25 protein-coding genes are annotated in these 22,864 nt (G+C 66.6%); 16 read left to right on the top strand and 9 right to left on the bottom strand.

Features of this window, described 5'->3' with window-relative positions; genetic code table 11:
- The first annotated feature begins 6 nt into the window (after nucleotides 1–6).
- From MFF62_RS24120 to MFF62_RS24065, 12 genes are all read left to right on the top strand, one after another.
- Nucleotides 7–1,299: an NAD(P)/FAD-dependent oxidoreductase gene (locus tag MFF62_RS24120; RefSeq protein ID WP_238265648.1), complete on the top strand. Its 1,293-nt coding sequence runs from the start codon at nucleotides 7–9 to the stop codon at nucleotides 1,297–1,299.
- Nucleotides 1,296–2,126, top strand: coding sequence for a DUF1365 domain-containing protein (locus MFF62_RS24115; protein WP_238265647.1), 831 nt, complete (start codon nucleotides 1,296–1,298; stop codon nucleotides 2,124–2,126). The genes MFF62_RS24120 and MFF62_RS24115 overlap by 4 nt, the downstream gene beginning before the upstream one ends.
- The gene (locus MFF62_RS24110; protein WP_238265646.1) at nucleotides 2,123–3,352 is read left to right on the top strand and encodes an SAM-dependent methyltransferase; all 1,230 of its coding nucleotides are present in this window, start codon (nucleotides 2,123–2,125) and stop codon (nucleotides 3,350–3,352) included. Before MFF62_RS24115 ends, MFF62_RS24110 begins: the two co-directional genes overlap by 4 nt.
- A gap of 1 nt (nucleotide 3,353) precedes the next feature.
- Nucleotides 3,354–3,875 (top strand): chalcone isomerase family protein, encoded by a 522-nt coding sequence (locus tag MFF62_RS24105; protein WP_238265645.1) that lies wholly within the window; start codon nucleotides 3,354–3,356, stop codon nucleotides 3,873–3,875.
- The gene (locus MFF62_RS24100) at nucleotides 3,872–5,137 is read left to right on the top strand and encodes an MFS transporter (RefSeq protein ID WP_238265644.1); all 1,266 of its coding nucleotides are present in this window, start codon (nucleotides 3,872–3,874) and stop codon (nucleotides 5,135–5,137) included. Before MFF62_RS24105 ends, MFF62_RS24100 begins: the two co-directional genes overlap by 4 nt.
- A complete protein-coding gene (locus MFF62_RS24095; protein WP_238265643.1) occupies nucleotides 5,134–5,670 on the top strand; it encodes a DUF3833 domain-containing protein in 537 nt (178 codons plus the stop codon). The genes MFF62_RS24100 and MFF62_RS24095 overlap by 4 nt, the downstream gene beginning before the upstream one ends.
- Nucleotides 5,671–5,687: 17 nt before the next feature.
- Entirely contained in the window at nucleotides 5,688–6,473 is a 786-nt protein-coding gene (locus MFF62_RS24090; RefSeq protein ID WP_238265642.1) for an SDR family NAD(P)-dependent oxidoreductase, read from the top strand.
- 6 nt (nucleotides 6,474–6,479) lie between these two features.
- Complete coding sequence (locus tag MFF62_RS24085; RefSeq protein ID WP_238265641.1) at nucleotides 6,480–6,929, top strand: nuclear transport factor 2 family protein; 450 nt, start codon at nucleotides 6,480–6,482, stop codon at nucleotides 6,927–6,929.
- Entirely contained in the window at nucleotides 6,929–7,807 is an 879-nt protein-coding gene (locus MFF62_RS24080; protein WP_238265720.1) for an alpha/beta hydrolase, read from the top strand. Before MFF62_RS24085 ends, MFF62_RS24080 begins: the two co-directional genes overlap by 1 nt.
- Before the next feature lie 122 nt (nucleotides 7,808–7,929).
- Nucleotides 7,930–8,466 (top strand): DUF3455 domain-containing protein, encoded by a 537-nt coding sequence (locus tag MFF62_RS24075; protein WP_238265640.1) that lies wholly within the window; start codon nucleotides 7,930–7,932, stop codon nucleotides 8,464–8,466.
- Between the two features lie 67 nt (nucleotides 8,467–8,533).
- Complete coding sequence (locus MFF62_RS24070) at nucleotides 8,534–9,112, top strand: sigma-70 family RNA polymerase sigma factor (protein WP_238265639.1); 579 nt, start codon at nucleotides 8,534–8,536, stop codon at nucleotides 9,110–9,112.
- The gene (locus tag MFF62_RS24065) at nucleotides 9,109–9,837 is read left to right on the top strand and encodes an anti-sigma factor (RefSeq protein ID WP_238265638.1); all 729 of its coding nucleotides are present in this window, start codon (nucleotides 9,109–9,111) and stop codon (nucleotides 9,835–9,837) included. The genes MFF62_RS24070 and MFF62_RS24065 overlap by 4 nt, the downstream gene beginning before the upstream one ends.
- On the opposite strand, the gene MFF62_RS24060 is transcribed toward MFF62_RS24065, so the two are convergent.
- Nucleotides 9,834–10,709 carry a LysR family transcriptional regulator gene (locus tag MFF62_RS24060; RefSeq protein ID WP_238265637.1) on the bottom strand — a complete coding sequence of 292 codons (876 nt, stop codon included), beginning with the start codon at nucleotides 10,707–10,709 and terminating at the stop codon, nucleotides 9,834–9,836. The two genes, MFF62_RS24065 and MFF62_RS24060, sit on opposite strands and share 4 nt — an antisense overlap.
- A gap of 144 nt (nucleotides 10,710–10,853) precedes the next feature.
- Here MFF62_RS24060 and MFF62_RS24055 point away from each other — a divergent pair, with 144 nt between their 5' ends.
- From MFF62_RS24055 to MFF62_RS24045, 3 genes are read left to right on the top strand one after another with little or no spacing between them, the layout of a single operon-like run.
- Nucleotides 10,854–11,840 (top strand): zinc-dependent alcohol dehydrogenase family protein, encoded by a 987-nt coding sequence (locus tag MFF62_RS24055; protein WP_238265636.1) that lies wholly within the window; start codon nucleotides 10,854–10,856, stop codon nucleotides 11,838–11,840.
- A gap of 50 nt (nucleotides 11,841–11,890) precedes the next feature.
- Entirely contained in the window at nucleotides 11,891–13,288 is a 1,398-nt protein-coding gene (gene dbpA / locus MFF62_RS24050; RefSeq protein ID WP_238265635.1) for an ATP-dependent RNA helicase DbpA, read from the top strand.
- A gap of 26 nt (nucleotides 13,289–13,314) precedes the next feature.
- A complete protein-coding gene (locus MFF62_RS24045) occupies nucleotides 13,315–13,656 on the top strand; it encodes a YciI family protein (RefSeq protein WP_238265634.1) in 342 nt (113 codons plus the stop codon).
- Nucleotides 13,657–13,681: 25 nt separating this feature from the next.
- Here MFF62_RS24045 and MFF62_RS24040 read toward each other — a convergent pair whose 3' ends face one another.
- The 5 genes from MFF62_RS24040 to MFF62_RS24020 form a co-directional block, all read right to left on the bottom strand.
- Nucleotides 13,682–14,419, bottom strand: coding sequence for a hypothetical protein (locus MFF62_RS24040; RefSeq protein ID WP_238265633.1), 738 nt, complete (start codon nucleotides 14,417–14,419; stop codon nucleotides 13,682–13,684).
- 143 nt (nucleotides 14,420–14,562) lie between these two features.
- Nucleotides 14,563–15,063 carry a hypothetical protein gene (locus MFF62_RS24035; RefSeq protein ID WP_238265632.1) on the bottom strand — a complete coding sequence of 167 codons (501 nt, stop codon included), beginning with the start codon at nucleotides 15,061–15,063 and terminating at the stop codon, nucleotides 14,563–14,565.
- Between the two features lie 137 nt (nucleotides 15,064–15,200).
- Nucleotides 15,201–15,509: a hypothetical protein gene (locus MFF62_RS24030; protein ID WP_238265631.1), complete on the bottom strand. Its 309-nt coding sequence runs from the start codon at nucleotides 15,507–15,509 to the stop codon at nucleotides 15,201–15,203.
- Nucleotides 15,510–15,558: 49 nt separating this feature from the next.
- Nucleotides 15,559–17,271 (bottom strand): M30 family zinc metallopeptidase, encoded by a 1,713-nt coding sequence (locus MFF62_RS24025; RefSeq protein ID WP_238265630.1) that lies wholly within the window; start codon nucleotides 17,269–17,271, stop codon nucleotides 15,559–15,561.
- Between the two features lie 209 nt (nucleotides 17,272–17,480).
- On the bottom strand, nucleotides 17,481–18,605 hold the full coding sequence (locus MFF62_RS24020; protein ID WP_238265629.1) for a porin: 1,125 nt from the start codon (nucleotides 18,603–18,605) through the stop codon (nucleotides 17,481–17,483).
- Between the two features lie 221 nt (nucleotides 18,606–18,826).
- On the opposite strand from MFF62_RS24020, the gene MFF62_RS24015 reads away from it, so the two are divergent.
- A complete protein-coding gene (locus MFF62_RS24015; protein WP_238265628.1) occupies nucleotides 18,827–19,462 on the top strand; it encodes a MarR family winged helix-turn-helix transcriptional regulator in 636 nt (211 codons plus the stop codon).
- 23 nt (nucleotides 19,463–19,485) lie between these two features.
- Here the strand turns inward: MFF62_RS24015 and MFF62_RS24010 are convergent, their stop codons facing one another.
- Genes MFF62_RS24010 through MFF62_RS24000 form a run of 3 tightly spaced genes read right to left on the bottom strand, consistent with a single transcriptional unit; the run spans nucleotide 19,486 to nucleotide 22,850 of the window.
- Complete coding sequence (locus MFF62_RS24010) at nucleotides 19,486–20,439, bottom strand: hydroxymethylglutaryl-CoA lyase (protein ID WP_238265627.1); 954 nt, start codon at nucleotides 20,437–20,439, stop codon at nucleotides 19,486–19,488.
- Between the two features lie 21 nt (nucleotides 20,440–20,460).
- Nucleotides 20,461–22,083 (bottom strand): AMP-binding protein, encoded by a 1,623-nt coding sequence (locus tag MFF62_RS24005; protein ID WP_238265626.1) that lies wholly within the window; start codon nucleotides 22,081–22,083, stop codon nucleotides 20,461–20,463.
- Nucleotides 22,080–22,850 carry an enoyl-CoA hydratase/isomerase family protein gene (locus MFF62_RS24000; RefSeq protein ID WP_238265625.1) on the bottom strand — a complete coding sequence of 257 codons (771 nt, stop codon included), beginning with the start codon at nucleotides 22,848–22,850 and terminating at the stop codon, nucleotides 22,080–22,082. The genes MFF62_RS24005 and MFF62_RS24000 overlap by 4 nt, the downstream gene beginning before the upstream one ends.
- Between the last annotated feature and the right edge of the window lie 14 nt (nucleotides 22,851–22,864).

The raw sequence follows: 22,864 nt of genomic DNA, 5'->3' as shown, positions 1-22,864 counted from the left end.
CGGGTCGTGAATGCTTCATCAGTCACACCACAGGGACAGCGCATCGCGGTGATCGGCGCAGGAATTTCCGGCCTGGCCACTGCATGGCTTCTGTCCCGCCGGCACCAGGTCACGCTGTTTGAATCGGGCGATTACCTGGGCGGGCATACCAACACCGTGGATGTCACGCTGGACGGCCAGACCGGCCCGGTCGACACCGGTTTCCTGGTATTCAACGACCGCACCTATCCCAATCTGGTCGCCCTGTTCGACGCGCTTGGCGTGGCATCGCAACCGAGCGACATGTCGTTTTCCGTGTCGATGGATCACGGGCGCGTGGAGTGGGCCGGCACCAGCCTGAACACGGTGTTCGCGCAGCGACGCAACGCATTCTCGCCCACGTTTCTGGGCATGTTGCGCGATATCGTTCGCTTCAACGGCGCCGCGCGGCGCAACCTCGTGCACGCGGACCATACCGGCTGCTCGCTCGGCGACCTGCTGATCGCCGGCAACTACGGCGTGCCCTTCCGCCAGCACTACCTGCTGCCGATGGCGGCGGCCATCTGGTCCTGCGCCACGGCCGATGTGCTGCGCTTTCCGGCGGCCACCTTCCTGCGCTTCTGCCTGAACCATGCGCTGCTGCAGATCACCAACCGGCCGCAGTGGCGCACCGTGTCCGGCGGCGGGCGCGAGTATGTTCGACGCATCGCCACGCAGCTTGCCGACGTGCGCCTGCGCGCCGCGGTACGCGCAATCGGGCGTGACGACGATGGCGTGAGCGTCATGACCGACGACGGCACGCAACGGTTCGATGCCATCGTGCTGGCCACCCACGCACCGGACAGCCTGCGCATGCTCGTGGACGCCAGCGACGCCGAACGCGATCTGCTGGGCGCCGTGCGCTACGCACCTAACGTGGCGATCCTGCACACCGATCCCACGCTGCTGCCGCGCCGCCCGCGCGTATGGTCCGCCTGGAACTACCTGGGCGGGCAGCGTGCCGACATGTCGCGGGCGGTCTGCGTCAGCTACCTGGTCAACCAACTCCAGCCATTGCCGTTCCGCACGCCCGTGGTGGTCACGCTCAACGCGTTCCGCGACCCCGCGCCCGGCACCGAACTGCGCCGCTTCACGTACCAGCATCCGCTGTTCGACCTGCGTGCCATTGCCGCCCAGCAGGCGCTGCCGGCGCTGCAAGGCACCCGCCGTACCTGGTTCGCCGGTGCCTGGACCGGCTACGGCTTCCACGAAGACGGACTGAAGTCCGCGCTGCGCGTGGCCAGCGATTTCGGCACGCTGCCTGAGTGGGCCCGGCCATGAACGTCCCTCACGCCCCTCAAGCCTGGCTGCTGAACTGTCGCGTCATGCACGACCGCCTGCGGCCGGTGCGGCACCGCTTTGTCTATCCGGTGTTCTGCCTGCGGCTGGATATCGACGCCCTGCCGCTGCTCGACACATGGTGGTTCGGCGTGGACCGGGCTGCCCTCATCGGCCTGCGCACCCGCGACTACGGTCCGCGCGACGGCAGCGATCTCTCGGCCTGGATGCGGGTGCAACTAGGCGCCATGGGGCTACCCGACGACGGTGCGATCTGGCTCCAGACCTTCCCGCGCCTCTTCGGCTACGTCTTCAACCCCGTGAGCTTCTGGTTCTGCCATGACCGCGACGGGCAACTGCGCGCACTGGTGGCCGAGGTCAACAACACGTTTGGCGGCCGCCACGTCTATATGGTGACAGCCCCGGATCTCGGCCCGATCCACGACAGGACGGTGCTGGCCACGCGCAAGTTGCTGCACGTATCGCCCTTCAACGACGTACGCGGCCATTACGCCATGCACTTGCGCGAATCCGATACCACGTCGTTCGTCGGCATCGACTACCTCGACGATGACGGCATGCTGCTGCGCACCGCGATCAGCGGACACAAACGCCCGCTGACAGGCGCAGCAATGCTGGCCGCCGTACTGCGCCAGCCGTGGCTCACGCTGTCGGTCACCGCGCGCATCCACTGGCAGGCGCTGCGGCTCTGGCTGCTGCGCGTGCCCTTCCACGGCAAGCACCCGCCCGCGCACGCCCAACGTTCGCCGTCCTCGCCCTCCTCGCCCTGCTCGGCCACGGAATCGTCGCTCGACGATATTCGCCCATGATCCGCTCCACGTTCGGCCTGCGCGCCCTGTCCCGCCACCTGTCCACGGAGATGCCGATCGCCGGCCGCGTATTCCTGGCCACGCTGGCGCGCGTGCAAGTGGGGCATCTGGTGCTGACGCTGCCGGACGGCACCGAGACGATCTTCGGCGATCCGCATGCGTCGCCGGGGGCGCGACTGACACTGCGAGACTGGCGCGCCTGCGCACGCATCCTGCGTGCCGGCGACATCGGCTTTGCCGAGGCGTGGCGCGATCACTGGGTGGAAAGCCCCGACGTCACCGCGCTGCTGCGGCTGGCCCTCCGCAATGAGGACGCGCTTCCGCGTACCGTCGCCGGCAACTGGCTGTCGCGCCGCTGGTATCAGCTGCGCCATCTGCTGCGCAAGAACACGCGCGCCGGAAGCCGTCGCAATATCCACGCGCACTACGACCTGGGCAACGATTTCTATGCCTTGTGGCTCGACGACACGTGGTCCTATTCCGCGGCATGGTTTGCGGACAACCCGCAACAGTCGCTGCACGACGCCCAGAAAGCCAAGTACGCGCATATCGTCGACGCACTGGACCTGCAGCCCGGCATGCGCGTGCTGGAAATCGGCTGCGGCTGGGGCGGCTTCGCGTTGCATGCGGCCCGGCGCGGCGTAAGCGTGCACGGCATCACGATATCGCCCGCGCAGCTGGCACTGGCACAAGAACGCGTGACGCAAGCCGGCCTGACGGACCGCGTCACGCTGGAGTTGCGCGACTATCGCGATCTTGACGGCTGCTATGACGCCATCGTGTCCATCGAGATGTTCGAGGCGGTGGGCGAAGCCTACTGGCCCACGTACTTCGACATGCTGAACAAGCGTCTGCGCCCCGGTGGCCGGGCGCTGGTCCAGTCGATCACGATGGCCGAGCACCGTATCGACGCCTACCGTGCCAGCAGCGACTTCATCCGCGAGTTCATCTTTCCGGGCGGCATGCTGCCAAGCCCCGAGCGCTTTGCCCGGGCGGCCACCCGGTCTGGCCTGACGTCCCGAACCGTGCTGGCCTTCGGCCACGACTATGCCGAGACGTTGCGCCTCTGGCGCGAACAGTTCACGGCCCGCCACGACCGCGTGATGGCGCAGGGTTTCGACGATGCGTTCATGCGCCTGTGGCACCTGTACCTGTGCTATTGCGAGGCAGGCTTCGACGAAGACCGCACGGACGTGATGCAGTTCCTGCTCACGCGTGAGGCATAGCATGCCCCGCCTGCTGACCGCGCTCCTGCTGGCGATGGCCTCGCTTGGCTGCGCGGCGGCCGAGGGCTGGCGCGCGGAACTGCCGCAGGCGCAGCTTAGCGGCGAGGGCGAGTACCGCTGGTTTGGCATGCGCCTCTACACGGCGCAGCTCTGGTCCGCCCGCCTGCCGCCCAGCCTGGACGCTCCTTTTGCGCTGCGGATTACCTACGCCCGGGCCTTCACCGCCCGGACGCTGGCCGAGAGCAGCGTCGATGAAATCCGACGCATCGGCGCTTCGAAGATCACCGACGCCACGCTTGAACGCTGGCGCGACGCACTGCGCCAGATATTGGTCGATGTCCGTGCCGGCGACAGCCTGACCGGCGTCTACCTGCCCGGCCAGGGTGCCCGTTTCTACGCCAATGACCGCGAGACCGGCCAGATCGACGACGCGGCGCTCGCGCACGCGTTCTTTGCCATCTGGCTAGACCCCGCCACGCGGGCGCCGGCCCTGCGGCTGAAGTTGCTGGGGCAATCGGAATGAACGCGCCCGGCAACGCCCGACTGGCCGCCTACGGCGCGCTTGGCCTGCCGCTAGCCATGGCTGCGTTGCCGGTCTACGTCCAGGCGCCCGCGTACTACACCACGCGGCTCGGCCTGTCGCTCTCGCTCGCCGGCATAGTCATGTTCGCGGCGCGCCTGTTCGACACCGCCCAGGACCCGCTGCTGGGCCGATGGATCGACACCCTTGTCCAACGCCGCCGCCTGCTTCCGGTGATGTGGCTGGGCGCGCTATTGCTGGGCATCGCCTTCGCGGCGCTATGGCTGCCACCGGTCTCGGGGGATACGTGGCTGGCGATCTGGCTCGCCGTCACACTCGTGGCGATCTACGTGGGGCACAGCCTGCTCAACGTCGCCTACCTGGCCTGGGGCGCACGGATATCCGGCGACGACCGGACGCTTGCCCGTGCGGCGGCATGGCGCGAAGGCGCGGGACTGGTCGGCGTACTGCTTGCCAGCGCCCTGCCCGCGTGGCTGCTGTCCGCGCCGGACGCCGTGCCACGCACGGCCATGACCGTCTTCTCGGCACTGTTTGCGGTGCTGCTGCTATGCGGACTGTGGATCGTAGTGAGATTCGCGCCAGCATGGCAGGCCGCGCCGAATCCCACGCCGATGCCGTGGCACTCACTGCGCGCCAACCGTGCGTTTCGGGCGCTGTTGCCGCCCTACTTCCTTAATGGCTTGGCGGTTGCCGTTCCCGCCACGCTCGCCATCTTCTTCATCGAGGATCGGCTGGGCGAACCCGCAGCCGTGGCGCCATGCCTGACGCTCTACTTCCTGGCTGGCGCGGCGGGGCTGCCTGGCTGGGTACGCGTTGCCGCGCGTATCGGCACCCTGCAGGCGTGGCGCATCGCCATGCTGCTGGCCGTGCTCGCATTTGCCTGGGCCAGCCTGCTGGGTCCCGGCGATCTGATGCCGTTCCTCGTCATCTGCGCGATCTCCGGGCTCACGCTGGGTGCCGACTTGGCGCTGCCGCCAGTCCTGCTGGCCACGCGTATCCCGGCCGGCGAAGGCCCCGCCGCCTACTACGGCGTCTGGACCCTGCTGGGCAAGCTGTGCCTGGCGCTGGCCGGCCTGACCTTGCCTGTGCTGGCATCGCTTGGTTACCAGCCCGGCACGCTGGCCTCGGGCCAGGCCGGGCATGCACTGGCCTGGATGTACGCCGGCGTGCCGTGTCTGCTGAAACTCTGCGCCATGGCCTGCCTGACCACCCGCAGGCGCATCTCACCGGAGCCGTCGCCATGAGACCCCTTGCCCGCTGGACCGTCACGAGTGCCACGGTGCTGTGCGCCGCCTGTTCCGCCCCGGACGTCTCGCACTATGCCGATCAACAGCCGCCGCTCGATGTGCCGACGTTCTTCCGGGGCAAGACCGAGGCGTGGGGCATGTTCCAGAAACGCAGCGGCGAGATCGTCAAGCGCTTTCATGTGGATCTGGACGGGCGTGACCAGGACGGCCATTTCGTGCTGAACGAGGATTTCCGGTACGGCGACGGCACCACCCAGCATCGCACGTGGACGCTGACGCGCGGCGCCGACGGTAGCTGGCAGGGTACGGCGCCCGATGTGACGGGTCACGCCACCGGCCGCGCCAGCGGCAACGTACTGCGCTGGAACTACACGCTCCAGCTACCGTTGGACGGCAAGACGTACGACGTGCAGTTCGACGACTGGATGGTGCTGGTGGACGACCGCACCATGATCAACCGGGCGCGCGTCACCAAATTCGGTTTCGAGGTGGGACAGGTCACGCTGTTCTTCCGTCGACCCGCCCCCTGATGTCTGCCGGATCGATCATGGACGGTCTGAACCTGAACCCCCGATGGCTTGACTGGACCGGCCAGCGCGTCTGGCTGGTGGGGGCATCGAGCGGCATCGGTGCGGCGCTGGCCCGCGCGCTGATGGCCCGGGGCGCGCGCGTGGCGGTGTCGGCGCGGCGTGCCGATGCGCTGGCCGCCGTGATCGACGGCCAGCCGCTCGGCATCGCCCTGCCGATGGATGCCAGCCGTCCGCAGGACTGGGTAACGGCGCACGACGCGCTACGCAACGCGTGGCAGGACGTGGACATGGTGATCTTCTGCGCGGCGGATTACCGTCCGCTGCGCCCATGGGAAGTCACCGCCGACGAAGCGCGCCGTACCATCGACATCAATCTGTGCAGCGTCTACTACGGGCTGGCGTCGGTGCTGCCGCAGATGCTGTCCCGCCATGCCGGCAGCCTGGTGCTGCTGGCCAGCGTGGCCGGGTATATGGGCCTGCCCAATGCCACCATCTACGGCCCCACCAAGGCCGCGCTGATCAACCTGGCCGAACTGCTCTATGCGGAACTGCATCCGCGCGGACTCGGCGTGTATCTGGTCAATCCAGGATTCGTCAAGACGCGCCTGACCGAACGCAACGACTTTTCGATGCCGGCGCTGCAGACCACCGAGGACGCCGCCGATGCGATCCTGTCCGGGCTGGCGCGCGGACGCTTCGAGATCGCATTTCCCTCGCGCTTCACGCGTGCCATGCGGCTGGCCAGCATGCTGCCCTACCGGCTGCGCCTGGCGCTGCTGCAACGCCTGATGAAAGCCACCTGACGCCCCATGACACAAGCCACGGCTTCTCCCGCTACCCAATCGCCCCTCTCCGCCCTGCTGGACTGGTACGCCACGCTCACCCCGGCATCGTTGTCCGCGCTCGACAACTTCTACCAGCCGCAAGCACGCTTTATCGACCCCTTCAACGACGTACGCGGCCATGCCCCAATTCGCGCGGTGTTCGACCACATGTTCGCAACCGTCGACACCCCGCGATTTGTCATCGCTACCAGCCTGATGGGGCACGACGAAGGCTTTGCCACCTGGCAGTTCCAGGGTGCGGTGCGTGGCCATGCGTTCTCGATACCGGGCAGCTCCCATTTGCGCTTTGGCGACGACGGCCGCGTCGCCGAGCATCGTGACTTCTGGGATGCGGCGGCATTGTGGCGGCAGCTGCCGCTCATCGGCCCGCCGGTAGGCTGGCTGCAGCGGCGCTTCGCGGCGCCCGTGCCGTGATGACGATCCGCCCGCTGCTGCGCGGCTTGCTGCTGGCCTCCGTAGTTACGCTGGGCGCCTGCAGCACCACGGACGCCCTGAACGCGCTGACCTCCAGCGCCGGCTATACCCGCCACCCCAACTTGGTCTACGCCGACGGCGCGCGCGGCCGGCTCGATGTCTACGTGCCGCGCCAGCCCGCCTGTGGCGCCCGGGCGCCCGTGGTGGTGTTCTTCTATGGCGGCACGTGGAACACCGGTGAGCGTGCCGACTACGCCTTCGTGGCGGCGAACCTGGCAAGGCACGGCATCCTGACCGTGATTCCCGACTATCGCCTCTATCCCGAGGTAACCTATCCCGACTTCCTGCTGGACAATGCCCGCGCCGTGGCCTGGACCAAGCAGAACATCGCCGGCTTCCGCGGCGATCCGGACAAGGTATTCGTGATGGGCCATAGTGCCGGCGGCTACAACGCGGCAATGCTGGCGCTCGACGCACGCTGGCTGCAGGGCGCAGGTATCGCGCCCTCGGCACTGCGCGGCTGGATCGGCCTGGCCGGTCCCTACGATTTCCTGCCCATCATCAATCCCGAAGCCCGGCCCGTATTCCACCACCCGGACTACCCGGCAGGGTCGCAGCCGATCGACCACGTATCCCGGGCATCCCCGCCCGCATTCCTGGGCGTGGACACCGGCGACAAGCTGGTGAACCCGCAGCGCAATTCGGCGCAGATGGCGCACAAGCTGGAGGCGGCCGGCGTTCCGGTGACGTATCGCGAATACGGCCACCTGTCCCATACGCTTCTGATCGGCGTATTTGCCGCCCCGCTGCGCTGGCTGTCCCCGGTGAGCGACGATGTCGCGGCGTTCGTCCTGGCACAGTCCAGCTGCAAGCCGTAAAAAATTTCCGGCGAGGTGCATCCATTTGCATGGCTGGGGTGTAGAGCTCATGCAGCCTTCGAGGCTTGCATCGATTGACGCCCGCTCGATACCTCAATAGCTCGATACCTGGGAGTTCCACCATGACTCGCACCATTCTGTTCGCCGCAGCTTCCGCCGCCATCCTTTCCGCCTGCGCATCCCAGATGCCCGCCGCGCCCACCCCGCCAGTTGCCGACGCCATTCGCGTACCGGCCGGCAACAAGATGACCATGCAGACCGTTGGCAGCGGCCAGTTGCTCTACGAATGCCGGCTCAAGGCGAATACCACGGCCGACCATGAATGGGCATTTGTCGGCCCGACCGCAGTGCTCAAGGATCGCAGCGGCGCCATGGTCGGCAAGTACTACGGGCCGCCGGCCACGTGGGAATCCAGCGATGGCTCGAAGGTGACCGCCACGCAGGTTGCCGTGGCGCCCGGTGGCGACGGCAACATTCCGCATCAACTGGTCAAGGCCAATCCGGCACAGGGCAGCGGCAGCATGAATGGGGTGACCTATATCCAGCGCGTGGCCACCCGGGGCGGCGTGGCACCGGCAATGCCGTGTTCCAGCGCCAATGCGGGCGCGAAGCAGACCGTTGGCTATCAGGCCGACTATCTGTTCTGGAAGGCGTCCTGATGCATTTGAAACGCGCGTTGTCCGGATATGATGCGGCCATCGCCACTGCGTGACGCGGGAACTTCAATTGGGTGCCAACTCGCCGCATATCCAAGACCTGTTCGACTATGCGGGCGCCATCGCCGGCTGCGAGAAGCGTGACGCGGAGGCGCTGCGGCGCCTCTACGACCACGCCTCACCCTATCTGCTTGGCGTGGCCTTGCGTATCGTGCGCGACCGCCAGACGGCGGAGGATGTCCTGCATGACGCCTTCCTGAAGATCTGGACCGCCGCCGGCAGCTACGACGGCAGCCGCGGCGAGGCGCGCGGCTGGCTGTTCTCGATCGTCGGGCACGAGGCGTTGAACACCGTACGCGGGCGCCTGCGGGCCATACCAGTCGATGAAGACGTGGCGCAGGCGCTTGACGCCCAGGCAGCGCTGGCGGCCTACGCCAGCGAGTTCGACGCAGCCGAACAGCGCGTGCTGGTGGGACGCCTGGGCGAATGCCTGGGCGAGCTGGAGGTACCGAAGCGCGACAGCATCCTGCTGGCGTATCTCGACGGATGCTCGCAAGGTGAAATCGCAAAACGGCTTGGCGCGCCACTGGGCACCGTCAAGGCGTGGATGCGGCGCGGCCTGCGCGCGCTAAAGGAGTGCATGCAATGAGCATCGGCACACCCGGTCCCGACGACCGGACTCCAGGCGATGCACAGGACCAGCTTGCCGCCGAGTATGTCCTGGGCACGCTGCCGCAATCGCGCCGCGAGGAGATTCAACAGCGAATGCGGACGGATGCGGTGTTCGCCGGCCGCGTACGCGACTGGGAGAACCGGCTCGACCCGCTGACCGCACTGGCCGAACCCGTCCAGCCATCGGCCACGCTCTGGCACCGTATCGCCGCCAGCGTTGGCCTGCGCGCGCCCCGCCGCGACCCGGCGCTCCGATGGTGGGGCAAGCTCGCACTCTGGCGCGGCCTGGCACTTGGCGCCACGGCATGCGCGCTCGTGCTGGCGGTACTGCTGGGCTGGCAGGCATTCGCGCCCCCGGCAGGCCCGCGCTTCGTTGTGATCCTGTCCGAACCGCGCGACCGGACACCGGGATGGCTGATCCAGGCGTCCAGCGACCGCAAGCTGTCGCTGATTTCCATCGCGTCGCAATCGGCGCCAAGCGACCGCAGCCTGCAGTTCTGGACCAAGGCCGATGACTGGGCGGGTCCGGTCTCGCTTGGCCTCGTGCGCCCCGGGCAGCGGCTCGATATCCCGATCGACAAGTTGCCGCCGCTGCAGCCCAACCAGTTGTTCGAAATTACGCTTGAACCCCCGGCAGGCTCCCCGACCGGCCGTCCGACTGGACCGATTCTCTATATAGGCAGAGCGATCAAGGTCGGCTAGGTTTCCGGCTCCCCCAGGCGCGCCACGGTCAGGTCCACCAGGGCCCGCAGGCGCGCCAGCCGGCGCAGGTCGCGGTGGATGCCAAACCAGACATCGCGCCCCGGTGGCGCTTCGCCCAGGTCGATACGCCGCAGGTCTGGGGTGGCATCGCCCAGCGCGCACGGCAGCACGGCAAAGCCACCTCCCTCGGCGCACATGCGCGCCTGCACGCCTCGGTTGTTGCTGCGATAGACGATGCGAGCCCGGGGCAGCATACGTCCGACCCATTCCACGTCGGGCAGCGTGCCGAACGCCGTGTTCATGCTGATCAGCCCCACGCCCTGACCATCGCCAGCACGCGGCGCCACGAGATCGCGGTGGCCGTACAGCGCGTATTGCATGTGCATGAGCTTGCGCTGGATGACGTCCGGTTCCTCGAACGGCGTAATCCGAAACGCCAGCTCGGCCTCTCGGCGCGCCAGGCTGTATTGGCGGGAATCGGTCACCAGTTCCAGCGACACGTCCGGATGCTGCCGCAGAAAGCTGGCAAACACCGGCGTCAGCACATGCATGCCGAACCAGTCCGATGACGTGACACGCAGCGCGCCGGTCAGCGTGTTGCCCTGCCCGGCAAGCGCCCGGGACAGCCCAAGTGCTTCTTCCTCCATGCGTTCGGCATAGACCAGCACGGCACTGCCTTCTTCGGTCAGCACCAATCCTTCGCTGGTCCGGTGAAACAGGGCCTGCCCCACGGATTCTTCCAGCGCCCTGAGGCGCCGGCCCATGGTCGGTTGTGTCTGCCCGATCACTCGGGCAGCGCCACCCAGCGTCCCGGCCCGCGCGATGGCCAGGAAGATGCGCACGTCACTCCATTCCAGTCGTTGTTCATGCATTTTTGACTAGCCGCCATTCGATATTGTTAATTTCCATGCGATTCCGCATGCGCCATTATGAATCCAACGAAGCGCGACGTGCAGATAGCCAGGCGCAACGACCGACTCAATCAGTCAACCACTCATCGAACCCGGAGAAACGACATGTCCATGCAGGCGCTGGTGCTGAACCAATACAACGGCCCCCTCGAACCCACCACGCTGGCCAAGTCCGAACCCGGCCCCGGACAGGTGCTGGTCCGCATTGCCGCCAGCGGCCTGAATCCGCTCGACACCAAGATCCGGGCAGGCGCCGCCGCGCACGCCCAGCATCCGCTGCCGCTGGTGCTTGGCATCGACATGGCGGGCACGGTGGAGGCGGTTGGCGCGGGCGTCACCGCTTTCCAACCGGGCGACGAGGTTTGCGGCATGACCGGCGGCGTGGGTGGCCTGCAGGGTTCGCTGGCGCAGTACGCCGCCGTGGATGCCGACCTGCTGGCCCGCAAGCCGTCGAACCTCTCCATGCGTGAGGCCGCGGCCCTGCCGCTGGCGTTCATCACGGCCTATGCCGGAATCGTCGACCGGGCGCATCTGCAACCCGGCCAGACCGTGCTGGTGCAAGGCGGCGCGGGCGGCGTGGGCCATATCGCCGTGCAACTGGCACGTGCGCTGGGCGCCGCTGTGTTTGCCACGGCCAGCGCGAAGGATCAGGACCTGGTGCGCGAACTCGGAGCCACGCCCATCGACTACCGCGCGCAGCCCGTTGAGACGTACGTCGCGGCCCATACCCAGGATGAAGGCTTCGATCTGGTCGTCGACACGGTGGGCGGCCCGACGCTGGACGCGTCGTTCGCGGCGGTGCGGCACTTCGGCCATGTGGTCAGCGCGCTGGGCTGGGGCACGCATGCGTTGGCGCCGCTGTCGTTCCGCGAAGCCACCTATTCCGGCGTGTTCACGCTGTATCCGCTGCTGACGGGCAAGCTGCGCGCCCACCATGGCGAGATGATGCGCGAGGCGACGCGGCTGGTGGAAGCCGGACTGCTGCGGCCGGTGGTCGATCCGCGCCGCTTCACGCTGGCGCAGGCGGAGCAGGCCTACGAAGTGGTCAGCGCCGGCACCGCGCGCGCCAAGGTGGTCGTCGAGATTGCATGACGGCGTGCCGGAAAGCGCGGCAAGACCCGGCCGCGCATCTATAATCCGGCATGACTTCTTCCAGCCCCACCCCATTTGCCACGCTGCCGCTGTCCGCGGCCATGCAGGCCACCCTTGTCCAGCTCGGCTACGACGCCATGACGCCGATCCAGGCCGCCAGCCTGCCGCTGGCGCTGGCTGGCCAGGACCTGATCGCCCAGGCCCGCACCGGCAGCGGCAAGACCGCCGCGTTCGCGCTGGCGCTGCTGCACCGCCTGGATGCGCGTTCGTTCGACGTACAGGCCATGGTGCTCTGCCCCACGCGTGAACTGGCCGACCAGGTCACCCAGGAAATCCGCCGGCTGGCGCGCGCCGAAGACAACGTCAAGGTCCTGACGCTCAGCGGCGGCTCGCCGATCCGGCCGCAGGTGGACAGCCTGGTGCACGGTGCTCACGTCGTTGTTGGCACGCCGGGCCGCATCATCGATCACCTCGACCGTGGCAGCCTGAATCTCGACACGATCCGGACGCTGGTCCTCGATGAAGCCGACCGCATGCTCGACATGGGCTTCCATGACGACATCTCGTTCATCGCCAGCCACGCACCCAAGGACCGCCAGACGCTGCTGTTCTCGGCCACCTATCCGGCCGCCATCGACAAGCTGGCCCATCGCTTCCTGCGCCAGCCGAAGACGGTGAAGGTGGAGGAGTCGCATGACGCCGCCACCATCACGCAGCGCTTCTACGAGGTAGAAGAAGGCAACCGGCTCAATGCCGTGGGCCTGCTGCTCGACCATTTCCGCCCGGGCACCAGCCTCGCCTTCTGCAATACCAAGGCGCGTTGCCGCGATCTGGTGGACCTGCTCAATGCGCAGGGCTACGCCGCGCTGGCATTGCATGGCGATCTGGATCAGCGCGAGCGCGACCAGGTGCTGGTGCAGTTTGCCAACCGGAGCTGCTCGGTACTGGTGGCCACCGACGTGGCCGCGCGCGGCCTGGACATCGCCCAACTGGAAGCCGTGATCAACGTGGACGTGACGCCCGACCCCGAGGTGCATGTGCATCGCGTGGGCCGTACCGGACGCGCAGGCGAGGCAGGCTGGGCCTTCAGCCTGGTCAGCATGGACGAAATGGGCCGCGTGGGTAATATCGAACAGCACCATGGCGGCGAATTCGAGTGGCACGCCCTGACCGAGCTGACGCCGGCCGGTGGCACGCGCCTGCTGCCGCCGATGGTCACGCTGCAGATGCTGGGTGGCCGCAAGGAAAAGATCCGCGCCGGCGACATCCTCGGCGCACTGACCGGCGAGGCCGGCTTCACCAAGGAACAGGTCGGCAAGATCAGCGTGATGGAGATGTCGACCTATATCGCCGTGGACCGCGCCATCGGCCGCGAGGCAATGAAGCGCCTCAACGACGGCAAGGTGAAGGGCCGGAAGGTGAAGGTCAGGATGCTGACGACGGGCTGAGTGGGCGGCCTGGCCGCTTCGAATCCATGACCAAATACCTGATCTCCTTTCCGGCAAGCGCGATGAAGGTCCCCGCCGAAGAGCTGGCCGCCGTTGGCGAAGCTGCGCGCGAGGTCATCCGCGAGGCAAAGGCTGCAGGCGTGTACGTATTTGGCGGCGGCATCAACGGCGATGTCGCACCGCTCATGGTTGCCCCGGACGGCGCAGTGACAAACGAAACCTACCCCGAGACCCGGGAGTTCGACGGCGGCTTCTGTGTCCTGGAGCTCCCGTCGCGGGAAGCCGCCACCCTGTGGGCGGCGAAGATCGCCAAGGCTTGCCGCTGCGCGCAGGAACTACGCGAGTTTGGATATGACCCTGAGAGTTGAGCAGCAGGGTGTCACCGTTTTCTGATTACTTGCTGTGCAGTACCTGCATCAGGCTCTGCTTGCCGGGAAACCAATGTTGCAGGGCGAAACCCAGCCCCACCGCCATCACGCAGACGACCAATGCCGCCACGACGGTGCTCCGAAAAGCTGCGAGTAACCAGTTTGCTTGATCCACACGCCGTGCAACCTTGAGCATGCCGCCGGCCAGCAGCGCCTCGAACGCGACTTCCGCCAGCAGCACGGGCCCTTGGCTCGCCATATAGAACGCCCCCAGCGCCGCCGCCAGGAGCAGGGAAAACACCAGCACGAGAAATCCCAGGGCGTCGCCGGCATCTCCGAGCGCATCAAGGGCACCGCTACCGTCGGTATCGGTCTCTCCCAGGACTCCGGTGCCTTTGAGCGTGAAGTTCGCGGAGGCCCCACCACCATCGAAAGTGCCGCCGTACCCCGAGACCGGCGTGGGATGAGCGCTGCCGCCTTTCAATGGAATTTCGAACAGATCCGACGGGTCGACGGAGGAATCGGACGGCCCGTGTCGCTCCTGCAGATAGCGCGAAAGGCCGACGTAGGCAAGCCAGCACCGCACGCCGAGCAGGAAGCCCCCGTACGCGGCCAACGTGGCAAGACCGTAACGCACCGGCAGCGATTCGATTCCCGCCATCCAAAGCAGCTTGCTGGACATCACGCCAACCGACAATGCCCACAGGGCGATCAGCCCCGCGTGACACCGGATGAAGAAACGGCTCGACAGCGTGGCCAGCACGTGTCTTCGAGCGAGGGGCTCTGGGGTCGGCAGGCTACGGGACTGGCGATTCGCGCGGGAAGAGTCGGCGGAAGGCAGCATGGATTCGGCAGGTGGAGTCGCGAAAGCGGAATGCCCGTCAGTGGGCTTCATTTACCAGGCGCCTACTGCCGGATCTGACCAAATCCACCATCGGCCCATTTGCTCGCGCTTTCCGTCGTCAATCGAAAATCCGGTTGCACGGTGATGCTTGCCAGAACTTCCCCGAATTGGTCGATGGCCGTCAGCGTGCCAAACGGTTCGAATTCGTCCGGCGTGATGGCCAGTTTGACTTTCACGACCTGCGATGCGGTCAGGATGGAAACTTCCTTGTTGAGTCGCGCGTGCATTTGCTGCTCGTGCCGGCGGATGACTTCCGAGGCCGTTTTCACCAGGGTCTGGTGGGCGGTGGCGTCTAGCGGTTTCGGATCGACCTTGTTTCGGCCCATCGTCCAGGGCCCGACAAGGGCCGGCTCGGAACTGCCGTCGCGAATCATCTCGACGGCCCAGCCGTCCCCGTCTTCGTTCTTGATTACCTTTGCCGTCCACCCTTTGTCTCGCCAGAGCCGAGGCTCATGGATTAGAGAAACGTCTTCTTCCAGAAGGGCGGCGTCGTCTTGGGACATGGCAATCATTTTCAAGGTATTGGGAAGCCGTCGCCGATGCGGCGCGGTGCCTGGGATTTGCATACTGTATAAACATACAGTATTTAGGCCATTTGCCGCAAGGGGTCAGCGGCACTGCCCTACCTTGAAGATCGAAATTACGGTTGGGAGAGTCGCGGCGTCCCCTGAATCCGGATGGACGGCAACCACACGCCGGGTCCTGGCGCCTTGACGACGACGCCCTCTACCGTCGCCTGACGGCCAACCAGCGGGCGCGCCTCGCTAATCGGCATTCCCACCAGTTCCCAGGTGTCATGGGTGGCGGTTTCCAGCATGACGGTCGGGAATGGCTCGTTACCCTTGATGTGAATCTCGCCCACCAGCGTCTGGATCTGCGGTTCCGTTGCTGCGCCCGCGCAGGCCACCAGGCCCAGCGCAACCAGTACGGACAGTACGATGTTCTGCATGTTGCTCTCAGGATAAAACGGAACGGGCGGCCGAAGCCGCCCCGGGGTCTTATTGAATCACGACCGACAGCGTGGAGTTAGCCGGCACCTTGACGGTCTCGGCATAGGTCCCGTTCACGGCCTTGCGTACCACCGGCAGGCTGGCGTAAGGCTGGAGCGTCGACGGCACGGTCTGCGTCAGCGTGCGGCTGGACAGCAGCCCCTGCGGATCGATCACCGGCAGCGTGAAGCCACCTTCCGCGCGGGCCGGGAAGCCAAAGCCCGTGGGGCTCGGCGCCTTCATCAGCGCACCCGACGTGGCGGCAAAGCGGCGCAGTTGCTCGCCAAGGCTGGAGGTCGGCACGGTTGCACGGATCGACGAATCGAGCACTGCCACCGAGTCGGTGCTGGAGACGTTGGTCAGCAGGTGCTTGTAGAAGCCCAGGCCAAGCTGCCGGTCCAGGAAGCCGCCCAGCGAGCCCGACACCGAATAGCTGTCGCATGCCGCACCGAACGGATCCCAGGTCAGCAGGCTGCAGTTATACGAACCGGCCTTGTAGCTGATGTAGTCGGGGAAGCGCACATCGCGGATCGCGTTGTAGGTCGGGTCGATCGACTGGCTCGCGAAGTCCTCCATCATCATCGCCGTGCCTTCTTCCAGCCACGTATCAAAGGCGTAGGCCGGATCGTTCGATACGCCGCGGCGGTAGAAGTTCTGCATGTGCATGCCTTCGTGCGCCATCGTCAGCAGCATCGACTTCATGGCCGTGGGGCCGCCCATGTACAGCGTTTCGGCGTCCAGGTACAGCGACACCGACTGGTTGCTGAGCGGATTGGCGGCGACCGTAAGCGCATTGCGGCTATAGAAGTAGCCGACCATGCCGAACGGCGTGGCGTTGTTGTCGAAGTTCAGGATCACGATGTCGATCGGCTGCGCCACGGCACCACTGATCAGGTTGGTGTACCCATGAGGCCCCCACACCGGGCCGCCGGTCTGCTTGAGCAGGTCATAGATCTTGCCGGCCGGCACGAAGCCCGCTTCCAGCGTGTTGACGATAGACGGGCTGACCTTGGCCGGATCGTTCTCGGTATCCTCGACCCAGAAGTTAACCACCGTGCCGTCGGAGGTCGTATCAGTGCGGACCAGCGTGGTCGAGCGCAGGCTGTCGTCCTCGTGATACCAGGTACGCGTGGCGCCCACGCTGTAGGCGGCACGCAGCGGCGGCGTGGCGCCAAACGTCGAGCGGCTGACAGCGGTACCCCGGGCGCCCGCCTGGGCGGCCCAGCCGTCGCGGTTGAAATCGGCGATGCGGGCCTTGGCGGCGGCGCCGCCGTCGTCCATCCGAAGGACACTCGCGGCCACCGTCGGGTACTGCGAAGCCGTCAGCGCAAGGGTCGGCATGGTTTGCACACTGCCGGACTGGTTCGTGAAGACGAGCGTCACGTCCTGGCCAGTCAGGCCGGCGATGCTGATCGGCATGTCGACGGCGCCTGCCGTGGCATTCATGCTCTGCCAGACACCGACACCCGAACCGGCGTAGGTATTGGCGTCAACGGCGGCACAGCCCGAACAGGCGGGCGTCACGACGCTGGTCGGCTTGGCTGCCGGGTCTCCCGGCGTCTGCGTGCCTGGCGTACCCGTTGTACCCGGCGCGCCGGCCGTAGTCGTCGTGGATTGCGCGGCCGGTTCGCCGCTATCACCACCGCCTCCGCAGGCGGCCAGGACGGCGGAGGTCAGCAATGCCAAAGCAAGAGACCCCGGGAAGGACAAATTACGCTGCATGGACTTCTTCTCCTTATTTTTAATTGCCATGCCTTTTAAGGCGCGGCATCCATATATCGGCGGAATTGCGGGTCCTGAAACCCCGCTTGTCGGGGGTTTTCCCTAGTTTCGGGTTTTGCATTGCCGCGCAGACACCGCGCGTCGAACCATAAAAAAACGGCGCCATATAAATGGCGCCGTCAGTACTACGTCACTACCCTGGCAAGAAATCAGAAACGGTGGCGCATCCCCAGGAACACGCCGACGCTGTCGTCATGGCCGCCGTACGGGCCGTTCATGCTGGTGCTGACCTTGTTGTAGGTGGCAGCCAGGTAGGTGTCGGTGCGCTTCGAGAAGAAATAGTCGCCAACCAGGTAGGCGGTCAGCTTGTGTCCGCTCTGGCCTGCCGCGTTGACGTTCTTGGCGGTGTCATAGATTGCCGCCGCCTTGACCACCACGGCCGAAGTCACCTGGTACGTGGTGCCGAACTGGAACACGTGGTCGGTTCTATCCGCCGTGCTGGCGCCAATGTTGGTGATGCCAGGGTTGGCGTAGAACTGGGCGTTGGTGCCGTAGGTGGGCGCGAAGTCCTGGCTGGTGGACGGTGCGAACGCGCCGTCGCGACGCGTGTACAGGTAGAAGCTGTGCAGCGTCACGGGGCCGAACACATACGATGCGCCCACGCCGGCGTTGGTCTGCTTGTTCCTGGCCGGATCACGCGCCTGCTGGCCAACCAGGCCCAGGCCCAATGCGCCTTGGGAATAGCCCACGCCTGCCGCGTAGGTGGAACCCGACGAGGCAGCGCCCGCGAACTCGCCGAACGAGTACGCCGCCTCGACCTTCACCGGGCCGATGTTCTGCTGGTACTTGACCGAGTTGTCGAGGCGCGAGCCTTCCAGCAACTGCACCCACACGTCGCTGGCGCCGGTATTGCCCCAGCCGATCGTATCGAACGGCAGCAGGATGTCGAACGGCACGCTGTACTGGCGGCCGAGCGTGATCTGGCCATAGTCGGCATTCAGCCCGACCCAAGCCTGCCGTCCGAACAGCCGTGCGCCCTGCAACGACACGCCGGTATCGGGGCTGAAGCCTGACTCCAGCCGGAACACCGCCGAGGTGCCGCCGCCCAGGTCTTCGCTGCCCAGGATCCCCCAGCGCGATCCGTTGAAGAAGCCGGGCGCGATGCCCACCGTGCCGCCGCTGCTGGTGGCACGTCCTGCGGCGTTGGTCGATGCCACCTGATGCGACTGGTAGGCGACGGCGGTGTCGATCAGGCCGTACAGCGTGATCGAGGTTTGCGCATGCGCGGCGCCGGCCATCGCCAGCATCGCGCCGAAAGTGGAAATCTTCTTCATGACGTCGGCCCACCCTTCGCGTCGACGATTGCTGCTGCACTACGGTCCATGCTGTCTCCTCTCCTTCTCTTGTTGCTGCTCTTGTTGATATTGGTTGCGAATGTAAAGCACATGATGGACATCGTCAACAATATGGACGCATGAAGGGCGCATGAAGTGTCGCCTCCAGATGACAATCCAGCTAGAATCGTTGACAGAAACAACTAACGGGACGCTTGCCAATGAGCGCAACAAGAAGCGCAGCAAAAAGCGGCACGAGCGCCGCGCCGCGAATCATTACCGACCTGCTTTCCTCGCGCCTGCACAACCTTGCGGGCTTGTCCGCCGCCAGCGCGTCGCTGCGCGTGCAGCGCAAGTTCGGGCTGACGCTGCTGGAATGGCGCTCGATCGGCATGCTGGGCGCGCACGCCCCGCTTTCGCTCAAGGAACTGGCGCGCCGGGCCGCGCTGGACAAGAGCTACGCCAGCCGCACGGTATCGGGGTTGATCGAGCGCGGCCTGATCGTCAGCGAGCGCAGCGACACCGATGCACGCGCGGTGCTGCTGAGCCTGACCAAGGCCGGCGACGCGCTCTACCGCAAGGTGATTGTCGACGCCAACGCGCGTAACGAACGGCTGCTGCGTCCGCTCGATGCCGACCAGCGCAAGCAGCTGATGGACATGCTGTCGATGATTACCGCCAGCGCACGCGATGTGCTCGACGAGGAAAAGCGCGCGGCGGCGGGCGAGGACACCGAGGAAGACATCGTCCCCACGCCGCCTTCAGGCAGCGCCGCAGCGGAACACCACGGCGGCGCGCTGGATCTCGACGAGATCCGCACGCTGGTCCAGCGCCTCAACCAGCTCGTCGGCGGCTGAGGCGCCCGGCTAAGACGCCTGGCTCAGGCGGCGCGCGGCAGCGCCCGCAACGGATTCAGCCCGCTGCGCAGCACCCGGCTGTGCAGCGGCCGGCCCAGCACTGCTTCACATTCCCGCGCGGCCTCCAGCATGGCGTCCAGGTCGATGCCGGTCCGCACGCCCATCGCGTCGAGCAACGCCACCCAGTCCTCGGTACACACATTGCCGGTATGCCCGCCGCCGTACTGGACCTTGGCCGGATGCCCGCCCACGCCGCCCATCGCGCAATCGAAATGCGTGACGCCGGCTTCCAGCGCCGCCACATAGTTGACCAGCCCCGTGCCGCGCGTGTCGTGGAAATGCGCAATCGGCGTGACGTCCGGAAAGTCCTTGCGCATGGCGCGGAACAGCGCACGCGTGGTCTCGGGCGTCGCCATGCCCGTGGTGTCGCCCAGCGTGACCAGCCCCACACCAAGATCGCGGAACCGTCCCACGTCGCGCAGCACTTCCTGCGGGTCGACATGGCCTTCGAACGGGCAGCCGAACGCCACGGAAATCGTCCCGACCATGCGGAAGTGGCCGCGCGCGGCGTCAGCCATGGCGCGCACGTTGTCCCACTGGTCGGCCCGGCTGCGCTTCAGGTTGCGCTCGGAATGCGATGCCGATGCCGACACCAGCAGGCTCACCTCGCTGGCGCCGATGCCGGCCTCCAGGTCGGCCAGCGCACGCTCGACGGCGCGCACGTTGGCGCAGGTTGCCTTGTACATTGCGCCTTCGCGCCGGGGCAGCGACCGCAGTACGTCGGTGGCATCGGCAAACTGCGGCACCACCTTGGGGTTCGAGTACGACGTGGCTTCCACGCGCGGAAAGCCGATGGCCGCGAAGCGGTCAACCAGCGCCACCTTGGTTTCGGTCGGCACAAAGTCGGGTTCGTGCTGCAGCCCGTCGCGGGCAAAGCATTCGCACAGCACGACTTCAGGGTTCATGACGGGGTTCATGGGTATGTCCGGTTCAAGACGTTACTGGCTCGCCAGGTTGAACAACGCGATGGCGTGCTCGCGCAGCTTGTTCTTCTGCACCTTGCCGCTCGCCGTCATGCCGATGCGCTCGAAATCGCTGACCACCTCGGCATAGCGCGGCATGCGGAAATTCGCCATGCGCGGCTTGGCCCACGCCAGCAGCGCTTCGGCTTCCAGCGACATGCCCGGCTTGATCGTGACGAATGCCGCCGGCACCTCACCCAGACGCGCGTCGGGCACACCCACCACCTGCGCCGTGGCCACGGCCGGGTGCGACAGCAGCACCTGCTCCACCTCGGCGGGCGCCACGTTCTCGCCGCCCACGCGAAATACGTCCTTCAGCCGGCCAACCAGACGCAGGCGACCGTCGGCACGCAACGCGCCAAGGTCGCCAGTGCGCAGCCAGCCATCGGCGGTAAAGACCTTGGCATTGGCTTCGGACTGCTTGTAGTAGCCGCGCATCACGCCCCAGCCATGCACCTGGATCTCGCCCACCTCGCCGGTGGCGCAGGTTTCGCCCGACGCCTCGTCGACGATTCGCACCGACACGCCGTCATGCGGCAGCGCAAAGCCGCCCACGCGCAGCGCCACGTCATCGCGCCAGTCGTTCAGCACCACGTTCGGCGACGCTTCCGAAAGGCCATAGGCCCAGCAGATCCGCTCGATGCCCATCTGGTCGATGATGCGCTGCATGGTGTCCGGGCCCGCCGCCGCCCAGCCGCCGCGCAGATGCAGCCGCGAGCGGTCGAACGACGCGTGCGAGATCAGCAGTTGGAACAGCGTCTCGTTGCCGGAGATGAACGTGCAGCGTTCCCGCTCCAGCATCTCCAGCGCGGCGCCGGCTTCAAATGTCGGCAGCGTGGCGATACTGGCGCCGGCGCACAGCGCGCACAGCAGCGACAGCGTGGAGCCCGCCACATGGAAGAACGGCCGGCAGTTGAAATAGCAGTCGAGCGGGCCGATACCCAGCCGCTCACCCACCGCCGACGCATTGCGCAGCATGTTGTCGTGCGTGAGCATCACGCCCTTCGGATGCGCGGTGGTGCCGGATGTGAACTGGATCAGCAGCAGGTCGTCGGGCGTCACGGCCGCCATCGCCTGGGCCAGCATGGCGTCCGGCAAGGCGTCGCCGCCCGCCAGGAACGCTTCCCAGGCCAGTCCGGCACGCGGCACGTCGTCGCCCACGACCACCACATCGTCAAGCTGCGGCAGGATCTGGCCCGGCAGCGTGCCATCGACAGCGGGCTCCGCCTCGCGGAGAAAGCCCATGAAATCGATCTTGAGGAAGCGGTCGACCAGGATCAGCAGCCGCACGTCGGACTGACGCAGGCAGTACTCGATCTCGGCGGCCTTGAAGCGCGTGTTCACGGGCACCGTGACCGCACCGATCATGGCGGCGCCGTAGAAACTGGCCACCCAGTGATCGTCATTGCTGCACAGCAGGCCGACGAAGTCGCCGCGTTGCACGCCGCGAGCCAGCAGCGCCTTCGCCACGCGGCGCGCCTGGGATTCGAGTTCGGCCCACGTGGTGTCGCCGTCGGGCGTCACCAGCGCGCGTTGCTGGCCACGCAGGCCGGCCTGTTGCGCCAGCACCGTGGCCAGGGTACGAGGTTGCCAGGTCATTTGCTGCCTCCGAATGCGCCGATGCCAGCGCGCCAGTCAGAGCCCGCCAGGTTCTCGTCGATGGCCAGCAGTTCTTCGGCCAGCGCGCCGCGCGGTCCCAGTTCGATGCCCCGGTCGATACAGCGCTTGGCCAGGCGCATGCCCAGCGGCGGCGCCTTGGCGACGGTGGCTGCCATCTCGGCTACCACGCGTTCCAGCGCGTCGGCAGACACCACGCGCGTGACCAGGCCCACGTCCAGCGCTTCGGCCGCCGTCAACCGGCGGCCCGTGAACATCATGTCCTTGGCCAACCGCTTGCCGACGATGCGCGCAAGCCGCTGGGTGGCACCGACGGTGCCCCATTGCGCCTCGGGCGTCCAGAACGAGGCGTCCGTCGTGGCCACCGCGAAGTCGCAGGCGGCGGTGATTTCCACGCCCGAGCCCGCGGCGGCGCCAGCCACTTCCGCGATGACCGGCATCGGCAGGCTTTCGATGGCCTCGTAGGCAAAGAAACCGCGCATGCGACGGGCCAGCACCTGGGCCTCGTCCATCGTCTTGCGTTCCTTCAGGTCGGCGCCGGCGCAGAACACCGGCCCTGCGGCGCGGATCAGCACCACGCGCACCTCGGGGTCCTGGCGCGCTGCCGTGGCCGCGGCCTGCAGCCCCTCGCACATCGCCAGGTTCAGCGCGTTGCGGCTGTCGGGCCGGTTCAGGGTGATCGTGGCGATGCCGCCGTCGACCGTGTAGAGCACCGCAGGCTGTTCGCCCGGTTGGTTCGATTCAATCATGGGTGTTGGCTTGC

Origin of the sequence: Cupriavidus pauculus (assembly GCF_022179805.1) — a bacterium.
Lineage (GTDB): Bacteria > Pseudomonadota > Gammaproteobacteria > Burkholderiales > Burkholderiaceae > Cupriavidus > Cupriavidus pauculus_E.
The sequence above is the reverse complement of the archived record's forward strand: the minus strand, read 5'-3'. Positions and strand labels throughout refer to the sequence as shown.

What these genes read in the sequence shown, in the direction of transcription:
- MFF62_RS24075 (WP_238265640.1), top strand. Translation starts at nt 7,930, where the DNA reads ATGACTCGCACCATTCTGTTCGCCGCAGCTTCCGCCGCCATCCTTTCC.
- MFF62_RS24005 (WP_238265626.1), bottom strand. Translation starts at nt 22,083, where the DNA reads ATGACCTGGCAACCTCGTACCCTGGCCACGGTGCTGGCGCAACAGGCC.
- MFF62_RS24035 (WP_238265632.1), bottom strand. Translation starts at nt 15,063, where the DNA reads ATGTCCCAAGACGACGCCGCCCTTCTGGAAGAAGACGTTTCTCTAATC.
- MFF62_RS24065 (WP_238265638.1), top strand. Translation starts at nt 9,109, where the DNA reads ATGAGCATCGGCACACCCGGTCCCGACGACCGGACTCCAGGCGATGCA.
- MFF62_RS24085 (WP_238265641.1), top strand. Translation starts at nt 6,480, where the DNA reads ATGACACAAGCCACGGCTTCTCCCGCTACCCAATCGCCCCTCTCCGCC.
- MFF62_RS24105 (WP_238265645.1), top strand. Translation starts at nt 3,354, where the DNA reads ATGCCCCGCCTGCTGACCGCGCTCCTGCTGGCGATGGCCTCGCTTGGC.
- MFF62_RS24010 (WP_238265627.1), bottom strand. Translation starts at nt 20,439, where the DNA reads ATGAACCCCGTCATGAACCCTGAAGTCGTGCTGTGCGAATGCTTTGCC.
- MFF62_RS24000 (WP_238265625.1), bottom strand. Translation starts at nt 22,850, where the DNA reads ATGATTGAATCGAACCAACCGGGCGAACAGCCTGCGGTGCTCTACACG.
- MFF62_RS24025 (WP_238265630.1), bottom strand. Translation starts at nt 17,271, where the DNA reads ATGCAGCGTAATTTGTCCTTCCCGGGGTCTCTTGCTTTGGCATTGCTG.
- MFF62_RS24055 (WP_238265636.1), top strand. Translation starts at nt 10,854, where the DNA reads ATGTCCATGCAGGCGCTGGTGCTGAACCAATACAACGGCCCCCTCGAA.
- MFF62_RS24020 (WP_238265629.1), bottom strand. Translation starts at nt 18,605, where the DNA reads ATGAAGAAGATTTCCACTTTCGGCGCGATGCTGGCGATGGCCGGCGCC.
- MFF62_RS24110 (WP_238265646.1), top strand. Translation starts at nt 2,123, where the DNA reads ATGATCCGCTCCACGTTCGGCCTGCGCGCCCTGTCCCGCCACCTGTCC.
- MFF62_RS24060 (WP_238265637.1), bottom strand. Translation starts at nt 10,709, where the DNA reads ATGCATGAACAACGACTGGAATGGAGTGACGTGCGCATCTTCCTGGCC.
- MFF62_RS24095 (WP_238265643.1), top strand. Translation starts at nt 5,134, where the DNA reads ATGAGACCCCTTGCCCGCTGGACCGTCACGAGTGCCACGGTGCTGTGC.
- MFF62_RS24045 (WP_238265634.1), top strand. Translation starts at nt 13,315, where the DNA reads ATGACCAAATACCTGATCTCCTTTCCGGCAAGCGCGATGAAGGTCCCC.
- MFF62_RS24090 (WP_238265642.1), top strand. Translation starts at nt 5,688, where the DNA reads ATGGACGGTCTGAACCTGAACCCCCGATGGCTTGACTGGACCGGCCAG.
- MFF62_RS24080 (WP_238265720.1), top strand. Translation starts at nt 6,929, where the DNA reads ATGACGATCCGCCCGCTGCTGCGCGGCTTGCTGCTGGCCTCCGTAGTT.
- dbpA (WP_238265635.1), top strand. Translation starts at nt 11,891, where the DNA reads ATGACTTCTTCCAGCCCCACCCCATTTGCCACGCTGCCGCTGTCCGCG.
- MFF62_RS24100 (WP_238265644.1), top strand. Translation starts at nt 3,872, where the DNA reads ATGAACGCGCCCGGCAACGCCCGACTGGCCGCCTACGGCGCGCTTGGC.
- MFF62_RS24015 (WP_238265628.1), top strand. Translation starts at nt 18,827, where the DNA reads ATGAGCGCAACAAGAAGCGCAGCAAAAAGCGGCACGAGCGCCGCGCCG.
- MFF62_RS24115 (WP_238265647.1), top strand. Translation starts at nt 1,296, where the DNA reads ATGAACGTCCCTCACGCCCCTCAAGCCTGGCTGCTGAACTGTCGCGTC.
- MFF62_RS24030 (WP_238265631.1), bottom strand. Translation starts at nt 15,509, where the DNA reads ATGCAGAACATCGTACTGTCCGTACTGGTTGCGCTGGGCCTGGTGGCC.